The 17,831-nt window shown below is 65.5% G+C and carries 9 protein-coding genes and 1 tRNA gene; 4 read left to right on the top strand and 6 right to left on the bottom strand.

The genetic code is table 11. The features are described from left to right. The first annotated feature begins 65 nt into the window (after nt 1-65). Entirely contained in the window at nt 66-3,704 is a 3,639-nt protein-coding gene (locus AC4D2W_RS12765; protein ID WP_490927276.1) for an endo-1,4-beta-xylanase, read from the top strand. Between the two features lie 68 nt (nt 3,705-3,772). On the opposite strand, the gene AC4D2W_RS12760 is transcribed toward AC4D2W_RS12765, so the two are convergent. The 5 genes from AC4D2W_RS12760 to dusB form a co-directional block, all read right to left on the bottom strand. Further along, nucleotides 3,773-3,845 (bottom strand) — tRNA-Asn (locus AC4D2W_RS12760). Nucleotides 3,846-3,908: 63 nt separating this feature from the next. Beyond that, nucleotides 3,909-5,927 (bottom strand): DNA primase, encoded by a 2,019-nt coding sequence (gene dnaG / locus AC4D2W_RS12755; protein WP_490927275.1) that lies wholly within the window; start codon nt 5,925-5,927, stop codon nt 3,909-3,911. A 143-nt stretch (nt 5,928-6,070) separates the two neighbouring features. Further along, nucleotides 6,071-9,772: a thioester domain-containing protein gene (locus AC4D2W_RS12750; RefSeq protein ID WP_490927274.1), complete on the bottom strand. Its 3,702-nt coding sequence runs from the start codon at nt 9,770-9,772 to the stop codon at nt 6,071-6,073. Between the two features lie 374 nt (nt 9,773-10,146). Then, nucleotides 10,147-11,430 (bottom strand): deoxyguanosinetriphosphate triphosphohydrolase, encoded by a 1,284-nt coding sequence (locus tag AC4D2W_RS12745; protein ID WP_490927273.1) that lies wholly within the window; start codon nt 11,428-11,430, stop codon nt 10,147-10,149. Nucleotides 11,431-11,436: 6 nt separating this feature from the next. Further along, nucleotides 11,437-12,609 carry a tRNA dihydrouridine synthase DusB gene (dusB, locus tag AC4D2W_RS12740; protein WP_490927272.1) on the bottom strand — a complete coding sequence of 391 codons (1,173 nt, stop codon included), beginning with the start codon at nt 12,607-12,609 and terminating at the stop codon, nt 11,437-11,439. Between the two features lie 178 nt (nt 12,610-12,787). Between dusB and AC4D2W_RS12735 the strand changes: the two genes are divergently transcribed. From AC4D2W_RS12735 to AC4D2W_RS12725, 3 genes are all read left to right on the top strand, one after another. After that, on the top strand, nt 12,788-13,456 hold the full coding sequence (locus tag AC4D2W_RS12735; RefSeq protein ID WP_490927271.1) for an ATP-binding cassette domain-containing protein: 669 nt from the start codon (nt 12,788-12,790) through the stop codon (nt 13,454-13,456). Further along, on the top strand, nt 13,456-15,579 hold the full coding sequence (locus AC4D2W_RS12730; RefSeq protein WP_490927270.1) for a YhgE/Pip family protein: 2,124 nt from the start codon (nt 13,456-13,458) through the stop codon (nt 15,577-15,579). The genes AC4D2W_RS12735 and AC4D2W_RS12730 overlap by 1 nt, the downstream gene beginning before the upstream one ends. A 179-nt stretch (nt 15,580-15,758) precedes the next feature. Beyond that, the gene (locus AC4D2W_RS12725; protein ID WP_490927269.1) at nt 15,759-16,331 is read left to right on the top strand and encodes a TetR/AcrR family transcriptional regulator; all 573 of its coding nucleotides are present in this window, start codon (nt 15,759-15,761) and stop codon (nt 16,329-16,331) included. Nucleotides 16,332-16,388: 57 nt separating this feature from the next. Here AC4D2W_RS12725 and AC4D2W_RS12720 read toward each other — a convergent pair whose 3' ends face one another. Next, complete coding sequence (locus AC4D2W_RS12720; protein ID WP_490927268.1) at nt 16,389-17,744, bottom strand: YibE/F family protein; 1,356 nt, start codon at nt 17,742-17,744, stop codon at nt 16,389-16,391. Between the last annotated feature and the right edge of the window lie 87 nt (nt 17,745-17,831).

Raw genomic sequence — 17,831 nt, 5'->3', positions numbered from 1 at the left:
ATTCTCCCCATAACGGCGCCGGATCACTGCCATTTATTTGGCCGCTCTGCACTCAAAGGAGAGTCATGAAGGTTCCGCGTTTATTAACCGCTCTAGCTGTAACCTCGGCGCTGCTGCTGCCGGCGGTTCCGGCGCTTGCCGTGCAGCCGGAGGAAAAACGTCCTCCGGGCCAGTCCAAACAGGACACGCTGCGCCGGGCAGCCCCAAAGGACTTCAAGATTGGTTCCGCCGTTGCGGGCGGAGGCCATCATGAGGCCCAGGACTACCCCGATCCTTTTACGTTCGACAAGGAATACCGCAGGCAGCTGGCCGCCGAGTTCAACTCGGTATCACCGGAGAACCAGTCAAAGTGGGAATTCATCCATCCGGAAAAGGACGTCTACCGCTTCACGGAAATGGATGCCATTGTCCGATCCGCCCAAAAAAACAAGCAGGTGGTGCGCGGCCACACCCTCTTTTGGCACAGCCAGAATCCTCAATGGCTGGAGCAGGGAAACTTTTCGAAGGAAGAACTGCGCGGAATCCTCAAGGACCACGTCCAGACTGTCGTGGGCAGGTACGCCGGCAAAATCCAGCAGTGGGACGTAGCCAACGAAATCTTCAACGACGACGGAACACTGCGCGTCACCGAGAACATTTGGCTTCGTGAACTGGGCCCGGACATCATTGCCGACGTCTTCCGCTGGGCACATGAGGCCGACCCCGCGGCCAAGCTGTTCTTCAATGATTTCGGCGTTGAGGATATCAACGCCAAGAGCGATGCCTACCTCGAACTCATCCCCCGGCTTCAGGCACAGGGCGTGCAGGTTGACGGTTTTGCCATCCAGGGCCATCTGAGCACCCGTTACGGTTTCCCTTCAGAGCTGCAGGCCAATCTGCAGCGCTTTGACGACCTGGGGCTGGAAACCGCAATTACGGAAATAGACGTCCGCATGGATATTGCACCCGGCACCGAGCCGACGGCTGAGCAGCTGGAGCAGCAGGCGGACTATTACCAGCGTGCCCTTGAGGCCTGCCTGTCAGTGACAGACTGCAATTCATTCACCATTTGGGGCTTCACGGACAAGTACTCGTGGGTTCCGGTCTTCTTTGCCGGAGAGGGTGAAGCGACAGTCATGGAGGAGGACTTCACGCGCAAGCCTGCGTACTACGCCTTGCGGGACACGCTGAAGCATCCGGTGCCGAAACCCGACGACGGCGGCCCGTGGCAGCCAACCCCGGATCCTGCCTTTATCCCCGGGGGCGCCGACAACCCGACAGCGACGCCGATCGCAGCATCCCGCGGCACCGGCAACTCCGTGGCGCTCACCTTCGATGACGGACCCAAGCCCGGTGAAACCACCGCTGTCCTGGATTTCCTCAAGGACAAGGGCATTACCGCCACCTTCTGCGTCATCGGCCAGAACATCCAAGCCCCCGGCGGAGCCGAGCTGCTGAAGCGCATGGTCGACGAGGGCCACACGCTGTGCAACCACGGCACCACGTACGCGGACATGGGCTCGTGGACGGAGGAACAGATTGAAGCTGATCTCCTGGAAAACCTCCGCATCATCCGTGAAGCCGCAGGCACGCCTGACCTGCAGGTCCCTTATTTCCGGGCACCGAACGGAAGCTGGGGAGTCACGGGCGAAGTAGCTGCAGCGCTGGGTATGCAGCCGCTGGGGCTGGGCAACGTCATCTTCGACTGGGACGGCAATGACCTCAGCGAAGCCACCCTCACGGCAAACCTCCGTGCCGCGTTCACCCCGGGCGCGGTGGTGCTGGCGCACGTCGGCGGCGGGGACCGGACCAACACAGTGAAGGCTGCTACTACGGTCGTGACAGAAAAACTCGCCCAGGGATGGACGTTCGACCTTCCGCAGGGCGGCGCTGCGGCGGATCCTTCCGGCGGTGTGTCTTCGGATTTCGAGACCGGAACCGATGGCTGGACCGCGCGCGGGGACTCAGTCGCGGTCAACCTCAGCTCCGACGCCCGCACGGGTTCCGGAAGCCTGCTGGTGAGTAACCGGACCCAGGACTGGCACGGTGCCGCACGTGACATCACGGGCGCCCTGCCGGTCGGCTCGGCCGTAAAGATGTCCGTCTGGGCCAAGCTTGCTCCCGGCCAGCAGCCGGCTGCACTGAAAATGTCCATTCAGCGGGACAACGGCGGCGGGAGTGCCTATGAAGGCGTTGCCGGTGCCGGAGCTTCGGTCACCTCCGACGGCTGGACCGAACTTGCCGGGACGTATACCCTCGGTGCCGCTGCGGACAAAGCACAGGTGTACATCGAAGGTGCTGCCGGCGTGGATTTCCTGCTGGACGATTTCAGCCTCGCCGCGATTGTTGAGCCTCCCGTTCAGACCGATATACCCGGGTTGAAAGATGTCCTTGGCCTGCAGGGCATCGAGCATGTGGGAGCGGCGATCGATGCACGCGAGACAGCGGGCAGCGCAGCGAACCTCCTGCGGAAACACTTCAACGCCTTTACCCCCGAGAACGCCGGCAAGCCCGAGAGCGTGCAGCCCGTGGAGGGAGAGTTCACCTTTACCCAGCTGGACCAACTGCTGGACTTCGCGGACGCCAACAATGTCAAGGTGTACGGACATGTGCTGGTCTGGCATTCCCAGACCCCTGAGTGGTTCTTCAAGGACGGGACCCGTGACCTGACCAGCAGCCGGTCCGACCGGGCACTGCTGAGGGGACGCATGGAGGCGCACATCAAGGGCATCGCAGATCACATCAATGCCCGCTACCCGGATGGGGACAGCCCCATCTGGGCCTGGGACGTTGTCAACGAGACCATTGCGGACGGTGACACGGCCAACCCGCACGACATGCGGGACAGCCGCTGGTTCCAGGTCCTCGGTGAGCGTTTTGTCGATGATGCCTTCCGTCTCGCGGACAAGTACTTCCCGGAGGCAAAGCTCTTCATCAACGACTACAACACCGAGATGCCCCAGAAGCGGGCCGACTATCTCGAGCTGATTCGTGCTCTGGAAGCCCGGGGCGTACCGATCGACGGCGTGGGCCACCAGGCGCACGTCGACGTCGCACGTCCGGTTCAGTGGCTTGAGGACTCGATCAAGGCCGTGGAGAAGGTCAATCCCGACCTGATGCAGGCGATCACTGAGCTCGACGTGAACGCGTCCACCGAGAATCAGGGCGCGGATGTGGACGGTGCCCCGGTGGATCCGTACCAGCCGGCATTCGAGAACGACGAGGACGCCGCCGCGGAAGTCGGATACTATTACCGCGATTTGTTCGCCATGCTGCGCAAGCACAGTTCGGCTATTGATTCGGTGACGGTCTGGGGCATCAGCAACGCCCGCACCTGGCTGCGGACCTGGCCGATGGCCCGGCCCTGGGAGCAGCCGCTTCCGTTCGACGATGATCTGCAGGCTGCGCCGGCCTACTGGGGAATCGTGGATCCCGCGAAACTGCCCGCCCGGCCCGCCGACGTGCTGGCACCCCGGATTGCCGATCAGCCGGACGTGGTGGCCTATTCGAAGCGCGCCGGACGGGTGAAGGTGGCTTACCCGTTGCCCTCGGCGATCGACACCCTGGACGGCAAAGTGCCGGTGGACTGTTCCCCGCGCCGCGGCAGCACCTTTGCCGTGGGGACGACTACGGTCACCTGCACGGCCACGGATGCCGCCGGGAACACGAGAACCAGCAGCTTCGACGTGGTGGTGAAGAAACACCGGCACTCCGGAAGGCACTAACCGCCGCATCACCCACATGAAAAAATGAGGCCCGAACCGGTATTCCCGGTTCGGGCCTCATTTATTTGCTCCTCCGACTGGACTTGAACCAGTAACCCTTCGATTAACAGTCGAATGCTCTGCCAATTGAGCTACGGAGGAAAGCGCGTGTCCTACTCTACAGAGGTTTTGCGGGGAAGCGAAATCGGTACGGAGAACGGACCGCTACTGGTCTCCGCGCAGGGCACGGCGCTGCATTTCCAGCTCCATCAGCTCGCGGTTCAGCTGCTGGAACAGAGCCGGATCCGCGGACGGATCCAGCCGCTGCAGCTGACCCAGCTTCTCTGCCTTCAGATGCGTGACCTGAAGTTCAAAGAGCCGGTTGAGGATATCCCGGCAGTACCGCTGGAGGGCATCGTTGTCCCGTGCATGCAGCGGAGTCACGGCGAGCTCGCTGACGAAGTCCCGCAGAGTGTCCGGCAGCTCCTGGCGGACCTGTTCCACCCACTGCGCCGGCGCGGTGCCGGCATGGCCGGCGGCAATGATGGCATTGTGCACCGCCAGGTAGGCCGGAACCGAGAACCGGGCAGCCTTGAAACGCTCCCACTGTCCCTCGTCCAGCAGGCCCGGCTGCTGCAGTGCAACCTCAAGCGCCTGGCGTTCCATTCGCGCAGCGGGGTCCCGGGGATCGGGGCGGAGGAACGCGGGTTCTTCCAGCACGGGTTCCGGCACCGCCTGGACGTAGCCGCCGCGGTTTTCCTGCTGGTAGCCGCCGCGGTTTTCCTGCTGGGAGCTGCTCTGCCGCCCCTGCTGCGAGCCCCGGACGTCACGGGATTCGCGCTGGGAGCCGCGGGCGTCGTCGTGCCCCTGGAAGGACGGTGCGGACTTTCCGTGCGTGCCGCCCTCCCGCAGCCGCTTGGCGGCCGCGGCAACGGCGCGGGTGACGTCGTCGACGTCAGTCCCCAGCCACCCGGCGAGCTCGCGGGCGTAGGCCGGGCGCATGGCGGGATCGCGGATTTCCGCCACCACAGGGGCGGCAGCACGCAGCGCCTGGACCCGGCCTTCAACCGTATTGAGATCGAATTTTCGCAGCGTGGAGCGGATGGAGAACTCGAACAGCGGACGCCGGGAGCGGATCAGCTCAGCGACGGCGGTGTCCCCGTGTTTCTGCCGGATGTCGCACGGATCCATGCCCTCCGGGTCCACGGCCACATAGGTCTGCGCCGTGAAGCGCTGGTCCAGATCGAAGGCTTTCAGCGCAGCCTTCTGTCCCGCGGCGTCACCGTCAAAGGTAAAGATCACCTCTCCCCCGGAACCATCGTCGGACAACAGCCGGCGGGCGATCTTGACGTGGTCCTCGCCAAAGGCGGTGCCGCAGGTGGCGACGGCGGTGGTGATCCCCGCGAGGTGGCAGGCCATCACGTCGGTGTAACCCTCGACGACGACGATCTGCCGGTCCTTGGCGATGGACCGCTTGGCCAGGTCAATGCCGTAGAGGACCTGTGATTTCTTGTAGAGGGCCGTCTCCGGGGTGTTCAGGTACTTGGGCCCCTGGTCATCTTCGTAGAGCTTGCGGGCGCCGAACCCGATCACCGCTCCGGTCAGGTCGCGGATGGGCCAGATCAGCCTGCCGCGGAAGCGGTCATAAAAGCGGGAGGCGTCCGAGCCGGTGGAGAACATGCCGGTGCCGGCCAGCTCATCGCGGGTGAAGCCCTTGTCGGTGAGGTGCTTGAGCAGCGAGTCCCAGCCCTGCGGCGCGTAGCCAACACCAAAGTGGGCTGCCGCCGCGGGGTCAAAGCCGCGTTCCTGCAGGAAGTCCCGGGCCGCCTGCGCGCCGGGGGTGCGCAGCTGGGCGGCAAAGAACTCCGCGGCAATTTTGTGCGCATCCAGCAGCCGCTGGCGCTTGCCGACGTCTTCGCGGCGCGGGCCGGTGCCGCCGTCTTCGTAGTGCAGTTCATAGCCGAGGCGGGCGGCGAGCTTCTCCACCGTCTCAGAGAACGTGCCGTGGTCCATCTTCTGGACAAAGGAGATGACGTCGCCGCTCTCGCCGCAGCCAAAGCAGTGATAGGTGCCAACCTGCGGCCGGACGTGGAAGGACGGCGAGCGCTCGTCGTGGAAGGGGCACAGCCCCTTGTAGGAGCCGATGCCGGCGGACTTGAGGGTTACGTAGCCGTCAATCACGGCCTTGATGTCGGTGCGGGAGCGTACTTCGTCAATATCTTCGCGTTTAATCAGGCCGGCCATAACTCCAGTCTATTCTTCCTGCCCTAACGCCGCGGTGAAGCACGGGAGAGGATGCTCAGGCAGCGGTTTGCCGGCGCTCCCGCACAAAGAGGATCCCGCCCGGCCACCGGCCGCACGGGATCCTCTCTGACTGCTACTGCGGATTACTGCTGATGGCTGCTGTCATCCTCCGCACTGTTTGCCCTGCGGCGGCTGGCCGCCATCGCGAGGCCACCGACCAGAAGCAGCCCGGCTCCGGCGGCGAGGAAGCCGACGGTTCCGTTGGCGCCGGTGGAGGGCAGATCCGGACGGGCCGGCTTGACCGGTGCCGGGGTGGGTTTCGGCGTCGGAGCGACCACCGGGCTGTACGTGTTGGTGACGATGGCTTCAGCCCCGCCGCCGGCCGGAACGATGACCGGCTCCGGAAGCTCCGCCGCAACGTTCACGGTACTGGTTCCGCCGCCGGCGGGTTCGGTCACCGTGCACTCGGTACCGGTCGGCAGGTCCTCGAACCCGGTGCTGACATTTCCCGTGGTTCCGGCAGGGATACTCACCGTTTCATCCAGGACCGTGCCGTCCGGTCCGCACCTGACCCGCAGGGCAACTTCGCCCTGCGCGCCCGCCGCGTCTCCGGTGATGACCTTGGTGACCACTAGGGTTCCCGGAGCCAGAGTGTAGGTGTTGGTCACCGTTGCCGCGACGATCTGAGCACCGACCACTGTTACCGGCTCCGGCAGGACCGTCGAGACCAGAACTGTCTCAGTGGCTCCACTGGTCGGTTCCGTAACCGTGCATTCGGCGCCGGCGGGAAGGTCCTCGAACGAGGTGGTGACGCTGTCTTCCGTTCCCGCCGGAATCGTCACCGTCTCGCTCAGCACGGATCCGTCCGGACCGCACAGAACCTGCAGGACAACCTCACCCTGCTGCCCGGCGGCGTCCCCGGCGAAGGCCTTGGTAACCGTCAACGTGCCCGGAGCGAAGGTGTAGGTGTTGGTCACCGCGGCTTCGGAGCCCCCGGCTGGGGGAATGGTCACCGGATCCGGCAGGACCGTGCTGACCTGGACCGTCTCCGTAGCGCCGTCCGCGGATTCCGTTACCGTGCATTCCGTACCTGCAGGCAGATCCTCGAAGACTGCAGGCTCCGGAACAACCGTCCCTGCCGGGATCGTCACCGTCTCATCCAGCACCGCCCCGTCCGGGCCGCACTGTACCTGCAGGACAATCTCGCCGTGCTCAAGCGCAGCGGCCCCGTCGATGGTCTTCGTGACCGTCAAGGTCCCCGGAGCGAAGGTATAGGTGTTGGTCAGAGTGGAATCAACAGTGTCACCGGCAAGAATCGTCACCGGGTCAGGCAGGACGGTTTCCACCAGGACTGTCTCGGTTTCGCCGGTTTGAGGCTCGGTGACGTCGCAGGACGCTCCGGCCGGAATGTTGGTGTACCTGCCCGTGCCCGCTCCGGTGGCTCCGGCAGGCGCCTGGAACACCTCGTCCAGTACCGTGGCCCCGTCCGAGGTGCAGATGACACGGATCTGGATTGTGTCCTGGTTGCCGGCTGCTTCACCCGTAATCACCTTGGTGACGACCAGCGTTCCCGGCCGATCAGAGTAGGTGTTGGTCACCGTTGCGGTTGCCGTTTCCCCTGCTGAAATGACGACGGCGGCGGGCAGGTCAACGGAGACCTCTATGGTCTCGGTCTCTCCGGTGACGGGTTCCGTGACGGCGCAGGTGCTGCCCTCCGGAATTCCATCGATGGTGTTCTCGAGGGAACCTGTGGAGTTCGCCGGGATGGTAATGGTCTGCTCCAGGGTGGTGGCGCCGTCCAGGGTGCAGGTCACGACAATTTCCACCTGGCCCTGCTGCCCCGCGGAAGCCCCGGCAATCACCTTGTTCAGTGTGAGCGCGCCGGCGTTCACCGTGTAGGTGTCGGTGACCGTGACTTCCACCCCGTTGCCCGCCGGTATGGTGACGGCTCCTCCGGTGGGATCGATCACCGTGGTGACGCTGACCTCAGCGTTGGTCCCGTCCGAGGTTTCCGTGACCGTGCAGCTGGTTCCCGCCGGCAGGTTCTCATACTCCCTAGTGGTCGATTCAATGGTTCCCGCGGGAATGGTGATGGTCTCGCTGAGACCGGAGGTGCAGGTAACCGTCAGGACCACTTCACCCTGGCGTCCGGCGCCCTCCCCGGCAATGTCCTTGCGGACCGCGAAAGTTCCGGGACGGAACTCGTAGGTATCGGTGATGGTGGCTTCCACACTGCCGCCGGCGGGAACAGTCACTGTGCCCTCCCCGGAGACAGTGACGCTAACTGCTTCTGTTTCACCGTTCACAGTTTCCGTCACCGTGCACTCCGTGCCCGCGGCGAGGCCGGGGAACTCCGAGGCTTCAGGCTCTGTCTCACCGGCGGCAATGGTCACGGTGGTGTCCAGGACCGTAGCGCCGTCCGAGGTGCACACTACTGAGATCTGTACTTCGCCCTGGGCTCCTGCTGCAGTTCCGGTCACGATCTTGCGGACTGCCAGGGTTCCGGGCGTAAAGGTGTAGGTGTCAGTGACGGTCGCTGTGACGGTGTCGCCCGAAGTAATGGTCTGAGGCCCCGGAAGGTCGGTGATGACCGAGACGCTGGTGCTGGAGCCATTGGTTGGCTCGGTGATGGTGCAGACGGTGTCCACCGGGATGTCGGTGAACGTTTCGGAGGTCAAGGATCCGGTGCTTCCGGCCGGCACGGTGAAGGTGAACTGGTAGTCCGGGCCGCAGTCAATGTTGATGACCACATCACCTTGGCTGCCGGCAGCGGCACCGGCGATGGTTTTGGTGACCTCGAGGGAACCGGTTTCGAAGAATTCGGCGGACGCCGTGGCGTTTGCGCTCAGAACCTGAGTGTCAGCCAGGATCAGTTTTTGGGCGGCGGCTGTGCCCGGTGTGGCTCCGTCATAGAGGAACACGTTTCCCGTGGGCACTGTCACCGCGGCCCGCGCGGTGAGTTCAGCGGGCCCGGTGCTCCCCGAGTCGCTGCGAACCCAGACCTGAGTACCGCTGGGAACAGTCTCCGGAAGCGGATTGTTGCCTGCCGCATCAGAATATAGGCTGAACCCGTCATCCACGATGACCGTCACCTCAGCGGCATTCTCTGCGGCCACCGTATACGGGCCGGCGACTCCGTTGACTGGGCCTACGGCGCTGGCGGGGGTAATGGTGACGTCGGGGGCCGGCGGTTCGGGCTGCACCCCGCCGGCAATAGTCTCGGCAACGATGTTGGACACGGTGTTGTAGAGCGGGTGCCGCGGGTTGACGACGAAGCCGTCCGTGAAGAACCAGATGGCGGCCTGCACGGCGGCAGCCTTCTGATTGATGTCCAGGCCTGCAGGAGCATCAGTAGTCGGATAGTACGTGTTCAGGATCCTTTCCACGTACCCGATGTTCGGCACATTGGATTCATCCCACGTGCCGTTCGTGTATCCCAGCCCCACCCGGGTTTCCGTCCGCAAATCGATGCAGTACATCTGCGCGGTGTTTTCGCCCGTGACATCTTGGGTATTGATGATTCCGGCGAAGGACACGTCCTCCCGCTCATAGGTTGGAGGGATGGCGGTCGGGTATTCCGTGACCGGCCAATCGGTTCCCAACGGGGGCAATGCCCCGTTGACAGCTTGTCCTTCACCGGTTGAGCTGATGCTGATGTCCGTCACATCGGACGTAGGCGCGCCTCGCACCGGGCCGCCAGGCTTCAGGGTGGCGTTGGCCGGAGCTCCCAGCGGGGCTGCCACAAGCAGCAGAGCGAGCAGGATCCCTGCCCAGTTCCGCAGCCGGGAAGGCCGCCCGGGCGACCCGCTGCGCCGCGAACGAAGGGTGAATGGTTGGTCGCTCATAGAGAGTCCCCCGTGGAAGTTGTCCGGTAGAGGTACTCCTGCGGCCGGTGGTAGCCGGAGGGGTGGATGTTGCGTACCTCAGAGCCGAAACACTAACGACGGGACGCGGACATCACCAGAGTCATCCCCCGTTTTTCGTCCCGGGATCTGTGAAAGTCCCTCCGCCTGGGATGCAGGAGCCGGGCGGCATTTCCCTGTCAGTTGTTCCTTAACCGTTCTGCTTGTCCACTGCGGTGCTGGATTTGCGGTGGTTGGCCTCCGACCGTCTTGGTGAATTTCATCACCTTCGGACGACACGGCATACGCTGCGCGACTCATTCACCGGAGCCATGGAGCGCCCTCAAAACCGGTCGCTAATCCAAAAAGAGCGAGCCTTACCAGAGCGCCGGAACCGGGCCCACCAGGCGCTCGTGCAGCGCCACTGCGGAGCCGTCCGTAAGCGAGGCCACCTGGTCCACGACCACGCGCAGCCGGGCGCCGTCGTCGGCGGCTTCGCGCCAGTCCGCGGCAAACATGGGTTCCAGGTGCCGGTCCCCCGTGGCGGCCAGCTGGGCCACCAGCGCAGTGAGGATTTCGCGCTGGCGCTCATACAGCGGCTGCCGCTGGTCGGTGGTCATCACGAAGGTGGTGGCCAGTCCCTTCATGACGGCGATCTCCAGCTTGGTCTCTTCCGGAACCACCATTTCCGCGTTGTAGCGGGTCAGCGGATCAGTGCCGTAGATGCCGCGGGTGGCTTCCAGGGCGCTGTTGCAGAACCGGCCAATCAGCTGGCTGGTCATGTCCTTGAGTGCGGCCATGGACCTGCGGCTGCCGTCTGATTCGCGGACCCACACCGGATCGGCTTCCAGCCGCTTGAGTGCGTCCTCGATCGCTGCGCCGTCGGTGCCGGGCAGGTACCACTGCTGGGTGTAACCCACCACGCGGGCACGCTGGTCCGGATTGTCCAGCCACTTGAGCTGGACGTGGCCGGCCACAATGGCGTCTTCGACGTCGTGCACGGAGTACGAAATGTCATCAGCCAGGTCCATGACCTGCGCCTCGAGGCAGGAGCGGCCGGCCGGGGCACCGTCCCGCAGCCAGGTGAAGACCGGCAGGTCGTCTTCATAGACGCCGAACTTGGTGGTGCGGTGTCCGTTGACCAGTGGAGCGTCGGCGATGGACCACGGGTACTTGCAGGCAGCATCCAGGGAGGCCCGGGTCAGGTTAAGGCCGGCCGGGCTGCCGTCGGGCGCGATGATCTTGGGTTCCAGCCGGGTGAGCAGGCGCAGGGTCTGGGCGTTGCCTTCGAAGCCCCCGATGGCGTGGGCTATGTCGTTCAGTGCCGTTTCCCCGTTGTGTCCGAACGGCGGGTGTCCCAGATCGTGGGCGAGGCAGGCGGCGTCGACGACGTCGGGATCGCAGCCCAGCGCGTTGCCCAGTTCGCGGCCCACCTGGGCAACCTCCAGGGAGTGGGTCAGGCGGGTGCGGACAAAGTCGTCGGTGTCCGGAGCCACCACCTGGGTTTTGGCCCCCAGCCGGCGCAGCGCGGAGGAATGCAGCACCCGGGCGCGGTCGCGGCCGAACTGGGTGCGGTTGGTGTTCTTGGCAGGCTCGGTGACCCAGCGTGCAAGGTCAACATCGGTATAGCCTGCGGTTTGGAAAGCCTGCGGAAAGGTCATGGGTGTTTAGCCGCCTGAAACGTTGAGTTCGGCTGCCGAGATGATGGACTTCTGCGCGGCGTTGAGTTCCCGCGATTCCAGCCAGTTTTCCGGCAGTGCTGTTTTCTTGGGTGAGCCGGCGCGGCCACGGGGGCCTTCGGCGTCGGCGCCCGGGTACGGGGCGTCCGGGTCCAGCTGGTCGAGCAGCTCGCGCAGGACCTCCAGCGTAGGCACGGTGGCCAGCTGCGCACGGAGGTCTCCGCCCACCACATATCCCTTGAAGTACCAGGCCATGTGCTTGCGGATGTCCCGCAGCGCCATCATTTCCCCACCGAAGGTTTCCACCAGCAGTTCGGCGTGCCGGTAGACGCTGTCCGAAACTTCCTTCAGGCCCGGCCGGTGACGGGTGTCGCTGCCTTCGAAGGCTGCCTGCAGGTCACCGAAGAGCCACGGCCGGCCCTGGCAGCCGCGGCCGATGACGACGCCGTCGACGCCGGTCTGGCGGACCATGGCGATGGCGTCTTCGGCGGACCAAATGTCTCCGTTGCCCAGCACCGGCACATCAGGGAGGGCTTCGCGCAGTTCGGCGATGGCTGACCAGTCGGCCTTGCCGGAGTAGAACTGGGACGCGGTGCGGCCGTGCAGGGCGACGGCGGCAACCCCGGAGTCGCGGGCGATGCGGCCGGCTTCGAGGAAAGTGAGGTGGTCCTCGTCAATGCCCTTGCGCATCTTGATGGTCAGCGGGATGTTGCCGCGGGAGGCTTCCTTCACGGCGGTCTGCACGATGGCGGTGAACAGGTCCAGCTTCCAGGGCAGGGCGGATCCGCCGCCCTTGCGGGTGACCTTGGGCACGGGGCAGCCGAAGTTCAGGTCAATGTGGTCGGCGCGGTCTTCCTCCACGAGGATGCGCACGGCGGCACCGACGGTGACGGGGTCCACCCCGTAGAGCTGGACGGAGCGGACTTTTTCGTCCTCATCGTGCTCGATGATGCGCAGCGATTCCGGCGAGCGCTCGACGAGGGCACGCGAGGTGACCATCTCCGAGACATAGAGGCCGCCGCCGTACTCGCGGCAGAGCCGCCGGAAAGCCTTGTTGGTAATGCCGGCCATGGGTGCCAGGATCACCGGCGTGTCCACGGTGATGGGTCCCAGCTGCAGCGGTGGCAGCTCGAGCTTGAGTTCTAGAGATGAAACAGTCACGCCCCCATTCTCCCAAACCCGTGCAAATCGTGCCGCGGCTGTGGATTCCGTGTCCGCAGGGAACCGCCGGACCAAGTGTTAGACTGACTGGTCAGATTATGTACTGACTGGTCAGTTTTACTGGCTCGTCTCCCCGCCGGGACTCTCCCGGATTCCCTGAAAGGCAATTGTGCAACCGGTGATCACTGCGGAGGGCCTCAGCCTGTCCGCCGCCCGGGGCCCCGTGTATGGCCCGCTGAGTTTCGATGTGGACGGCCCCCTCAACGTTCTGTACGGCCCTGCGGGCAGCGGCCGTACCAGCCTCCTGCTGACACTTGCCGGCCGCATGAAGGCCGAGGACGGAACGCTGGAAGTCCTGGGCCATGCCCTCCCCCGTCATGCCCGTGAAGTCCAGAAACACACGGCCATTGCCGGCTTCGAAGATATTGATGTCCTGGAACCCGGAGTCACAGTGGGTCAGGCTGTGCGGGAACGCGAAGCTTGGCTGGCCCCCTGGTGGAGCATGCTCGGCAAGCCCACGGACCGCCAGGTCACCCGTGCCTGCGCTTCGGTTTTCGGAACCACCGAAATCCCCGCCGCCTCCACTGTGATCTGGAACCTCGGGGAGGCCGAGCACTTCCTGCTTCGCCTTTCCCTGGCGATGCTCGGCTCACCGAGCATCCTTTTTGTCGACGACATTGAGCAGGTCCACAGCGCAGAAGCCCGCCGGCTGGTCTGGGAGCGCCTCGCTGCCATCGCCGCAGCGGGCACCACCGTCGTCGTCGGCGCCGCTTCCCTTGAAACCGGCCTGTGGGAGGGCCTTGATCCCCAGCCGTCCGCTCTGCTGCTTTCCCAGGAGGCCAACTGATGTTCGCCCTGTTTTCCCCCGGCACGGAACTGGCGCGGTTCCGCCGCGGCACCCTGCCGAAGATCGCCGTCGTCGTCATGCTCTTCATTCCCCTGATCTACGGCGCCCTGTACCTGTGGGCCTTCGACTCTCCGGACAAGAACGTGGACAGCCTCTCCGTTGCCCTGGTGAACGAGGACGCGGGCACCACCAGGGACGGCGACGCCCTGAACGCCGGCGATGAGCTGGAGACCAAGCTCCTGGAAGGAGCGGACCTCGACTGGCATCCCACGGATGCCGACGACGCAGCGAAGGGTGTGGAGGACGGAACCTATTACCTTTCCCTCACCATTCCGCAGGATTTCTCGGCCAACGCCGTCTCCGTGGGCACGGAGAACCCCGTGCCCGCCCGGCTGAGCGCCACGTACAACGATTCCAACAACTTCCTCGCCGGCGTGCTGGGCAAGCAGGCCATGGCACAGGTCAAGGAAGCAGTCTCCTCCCAGCTGGGCGAGCAGGTTGCCTCCACCCTGCTGGTGGGACTCAATGACGCCGGTTCCGGCCTCCGCGACGCGGCCGACGGCGCGGGTGAACTCAGCACGGGCATCGACTCCGCCGTTTCCGGGGCAGGCGAACTTGTGGCCGGGCTGGACAGCCTCGCCACCGGCACCGTCACCCTTCAGGACGGAGCACTGCGGCTCTCCACCGGCGCCAACCAGCTCAGCTCCGGCCTGACCGAACTCTCTGCGGGAACATCCTCGCTGGCCGCGGGCAGCAATGACCTTTCCGCCGGTGCACAGTCCCTGGCTGCCGGAACGTCCACCCTGTCCGACGGTGCCGGCAGCGTAGCTTCCGGTGCCGCGGCCCTGAACACCAACCTCGGCACGCTCTCGGAGCGGCTGACCGCGGCTGTTCCCCAGTCGGAGTCCCTGGCCGCCGGTGCGTCCTCGGTCTCCACCGGACTGGACCAGGTGGTTGCCGGACTCCAGGCAGCAGATCCGGCCAACCCGCTCCTTGCCCAGCTGCAGCCGCTGGCCGCAGGCGCGCAGCAGGTGTCCGCCGGAAATGCGGGCCTGCAGGCAGGTATTTCCGAGGCAGCAGCCGGAGCCGGACAGCTCGCTGCCGGCAGCTCCAGCCTCGCCGGCGGTGCCGGTGAAGTAGCAGCCGGCGCGCAGTCAGCTGCGGCCGGGGCCGCCCAGCTTTCCGCCGGCGCCGCCAACCTCGCCTCCGGTGCCGCCCAGGTGGATGCCGGAGCCCACAGCGCCGAAAGCGGTGCCGGCGAGCTCGCCGCCGGAGCCAACACGCTCAGCGGCGGCACCAATGACCTCGCCGCCGGAGCGGGCGAACTGCTCACCGGCGGAAACGCCCTGTCCGCGGGAGCTGCCCAGCTCTCCACGGGCAGCCACACACTGGCCGATGCCCTCGCCGAAGGCGCCCAGGCGCTGCCGCAGGATTCCGATGAGCTGATCGACACCAAGGCCTCCGTTGCGGGAGCCCCGGTGGAACTGGACGCGGACTACTCCACCAAGGCGGACAGCTTCGGTGAAGGGTTTGCTCCCTTCTTCCTGGCGCTGGCCACCTTTGTGGGCGCGCTGATCACCTGGCTGCTGCTGCGGGCACTGCCCACCAGGGCCCTGGCCGCCGGTGTCTCCGGTTTCCGCGCCCTGGCCACCGGACTGGTTCCGGCGCTGGCCATCGGCCTGGGCCAGGTGGTCATCATGATGGCGGTCCTGGTGTGGGGACTGGATATCCACCCCGCCTATCTGATTGCCACCGGCGCCTTCCTGTACCTGACCACAGTCGCGTTCCTGGCCCTGCAGCAGATGCTGATCATTGTGCTGGGCACCGCGGCCGGCCGGGTGGCGTCACTGGTACTGCTGATGCTCCAGCTGAGCTCCTCCGGCGGTACCTATCCGGTGGAAACCACGCCCGGGTTCTTCCAGGCGCTGCATCCGTTCATGCCTGCAACTTATGTGGTCAACGGGCTGCGTGCCCTGATCACCGGCGGCGTGGACGCCCGGATGTGGATCGCCGTCGCATTCCTGGGCATCCTGGCTGCAGTGTGCATCGCCATCAGCTCGCTGGTTGCCGGCAAACAGCGGATGTGGACGATCAAGCGGCTGCACCCGGAACTGCACCTCTAGGATCGGCGAGCCGACTCCACAGAACGACGGCGCCGCCCCCTTCCACGGGAGCGGCGCCGTCGTCGTATGGCGGGCAAAACCGGGCGGACCGCCCCGGCTGCAGCGGATGCCCGGGTCCTCCCCGTCCCGCCCGGACCTCTAAGATCGAAGCAAGGCCGTTACGACTTTAAGGAACTTTCATGCCACGCCAGTCAGGTACCAAGCGTGCAATCCTCGACGCCGCGCTGGAGTTGGCTGCCGACCACGGCATCAGCGGAACCACCATGGAGAATGTGGCGGAACGGGCCGGGGTGGCCAAAGGCAGCGTCTACTACAATTTCGCGTCCAAGGACCGTCTTTTCGAAGAGCTCCTGCTTGAGGGCGTGGGTGTACTGGCGGAAACCGTGCGCACCGCCCGGGCCTCTCTGGCCGGCTGGCCCGCCCTGCAGGCCATGATCCGGGGCCTGCTGGAGACAGTAGCGGACAACCGTTCCTTGGCCAGGCTGCTGGCGGCGGAAATCTTCCGGACCGACCGCACCTGGCAGCATTCCCTGGAACTGCTCCGCCGGGAGGTGCTGGCCGAGTTTGTCACCGCCATCCGGGAAACCTCACCGCCGGCGGAAATGGAGGACCGGCTCGGCCTGGTGGCCGGCGGCGTGTTCGGTGCAGCTCTGATCGGCGGCCTCGACTGGCTGGTATTCAGCCCGGAGCGGTCCCTGGACGAGGTGGCCGAGTCGGTGCTGTACGGACTTTCCGGCGGGCTGACCCGCTAGGGCTTCCTGTCTGACCCCCACCGCCGCCCCTAGCCGGAACAGGCAGATCCGGCCCTGTTACGGCCGGTTCCGCAGTGAGTGGCGGGTCGGCGGGCCGGTGGGGGTGATTCCGGCGTCGGACGGTTGCCCGGCGTAATCCGGGGCACCGGCTGAACCCGCAGCAGCAGGCTCGGCGCCGGCGGCTGGAGCCTTGATGCCTACCGCCTTGACCACCAGGACGGCGATGGCCGTGGTGACCGGGATGGCGAGCACCAGGCCCACGGAGCCGACGAGCGTGCGGATCACTTCCTCGGCCAGTTCGCCGCTGGTGATGCTGTCCAGGAGCGCCCGGTCGTAGAGCGAAACGAGGATCAGCACCGGAAGCGCCGCCCCGGCATAGGCAAAGGCAATGGTGTAGACGGTGGAGGCAATGTGGTCCCGGCCCACCCGCATGGCGCCGGAAAACAGCCGCTTGGCGCTCGCCCGCGGTGCCAGCTCATACATTTCCCACACGGCGGAGGACTGGGTGATGGTGACGTCATTCAGGACACCGAGGCCGGAAATGATCAGTCCGCACAGGATGATGCCGGACACCGAAATGTTGTCCGAGGAGTTGATGAGCGCGTAGGCGTTATCGTCGTCGACCCCCACCAGGTGGGCGGCATCGGTGGCCCACGCAGCCAGGCAGGCCGTGATGGACAGGCCGAACAGCGTCCCCAGCAGCGCCGTCGAGGTCCGGGCCGTCAGGCCGTGCGCAAAGTACAGGACCCCGAACATGATCACGCTCGAACCGATCAGCCCCAGCAGCAGCGGCGGCTTGCCCTCCACCAGGCCCGGCAGGATGAATCCGGCCAGCACGGCGTAAGCGCCGGCGAGTCCGATCAGGGCTCGCAACCCCCTCCAGCGCGCGACGGCGATCACCACGCCCGCGTACAGCACGGTCAGCGCGGCCATGGGAATGGACCGGACAAAGTCCACGAAGACATACGGCGGTGCGCCGCCGCCCTGGGCCATGATGGCTTCCAGGTTCAGGTAGCGGATGGTGTCTCCGGCTTCAATCGCTCCGCCTTTGGCGACCTCGGGCGGAACTTCCACCTGGATGGTGGTGCCGCCGGAGCTGGGCACCGTGTAGGCCACCAGGCACTGCTGGGCGGTACCCCCGGCATCGACCAGTGCCTGCGAGGACGGACAGTCCTCCTCGCTGACAAGCTGGACCTTGCCGGTGTCGAAGGTGACTCCGTCGGCGGTGGCGTAGGGATCGGACACCGTGGCCCCGGTGCGGTCCCCGGAGGGCCAGAGCAACACCATGCCGATGACGGCGAGCAGCCCCAGCGGAACCAGGATCCAGGTCAGCAGGAGGTTCGCCCGGCGCCGGACAGCCAGCGCTGCCGGGGAGGGCGGTTCATCGGAATGCGGGGCATGGCTGTGTCCCATGGGAAGTGTCCTTCGGCTTTGGCGGGGAGTTGAAGCGGAGGCTGTGCAGGGTTGCAGCCCTGGGGAACGGGTGCAGGAAACACGGAT

The sequence above is a fragment of the Arthrobacter sp. TJ-58 genome (assembly GCF_058269295.1).
This window is presented reverse-complemented; position numbering and strand designations above follow the sequence as displayed.

Bases quoted from the DNA above. Each gene is read 5' to 3' on its own strand.
- AC4D2W_RS12765 (WP_490927276.1), top strand. From the start codon at position 66: ATGAAGGTTCCGCGTTTATTAACCGCTCTAGCTGTAACCTCGGCGCTG.
- dnaG (WP_490927275.1), bottom strand. From the start codon at position 5,927: ATGGCCGGCCTGATTAAACGCGAAGATATTGACGAAGTACGCTCCCGC.
- AC4D2W_RS12750 (WP_490927274.1), bottom strand. From the start codon at position 9,772: ATGAGCGACCAACCATTCACCCTTCGTTCGCGGCGCAGCGGGTCGCCC.
- AC4D2W_RS12745 (WP_490927273.1), bottom strand. From the start codon at position 11,430: ATGACCTTTCCGCAGGCTTTCCAAACCGCAGGCTATACCGATGTTGAC.
- AC4D2W_RS12730 (WP_490927270.1), top strand. From the start codon at position 13,456: ATGTTCGCCCTGTTTTCCCCCGGCACGGAACTGGCGCGGTTCCGCCGC.
- AC4D2W_RS12725 (WP_490927269.1), top strand. From the start codon at position 15,759: ATGCCACGCCAGTCAGGTACCAAGCGTGCAATCCTCGACGCCGCGCTG.
- AC4D2W_RS12720 (WP_490927268.1), bottom strand. From the start codon at position 17,744: ATGGGACACAGCCATGCCCCGCATTCCGATGAACCGCCCTCCCCGGCA.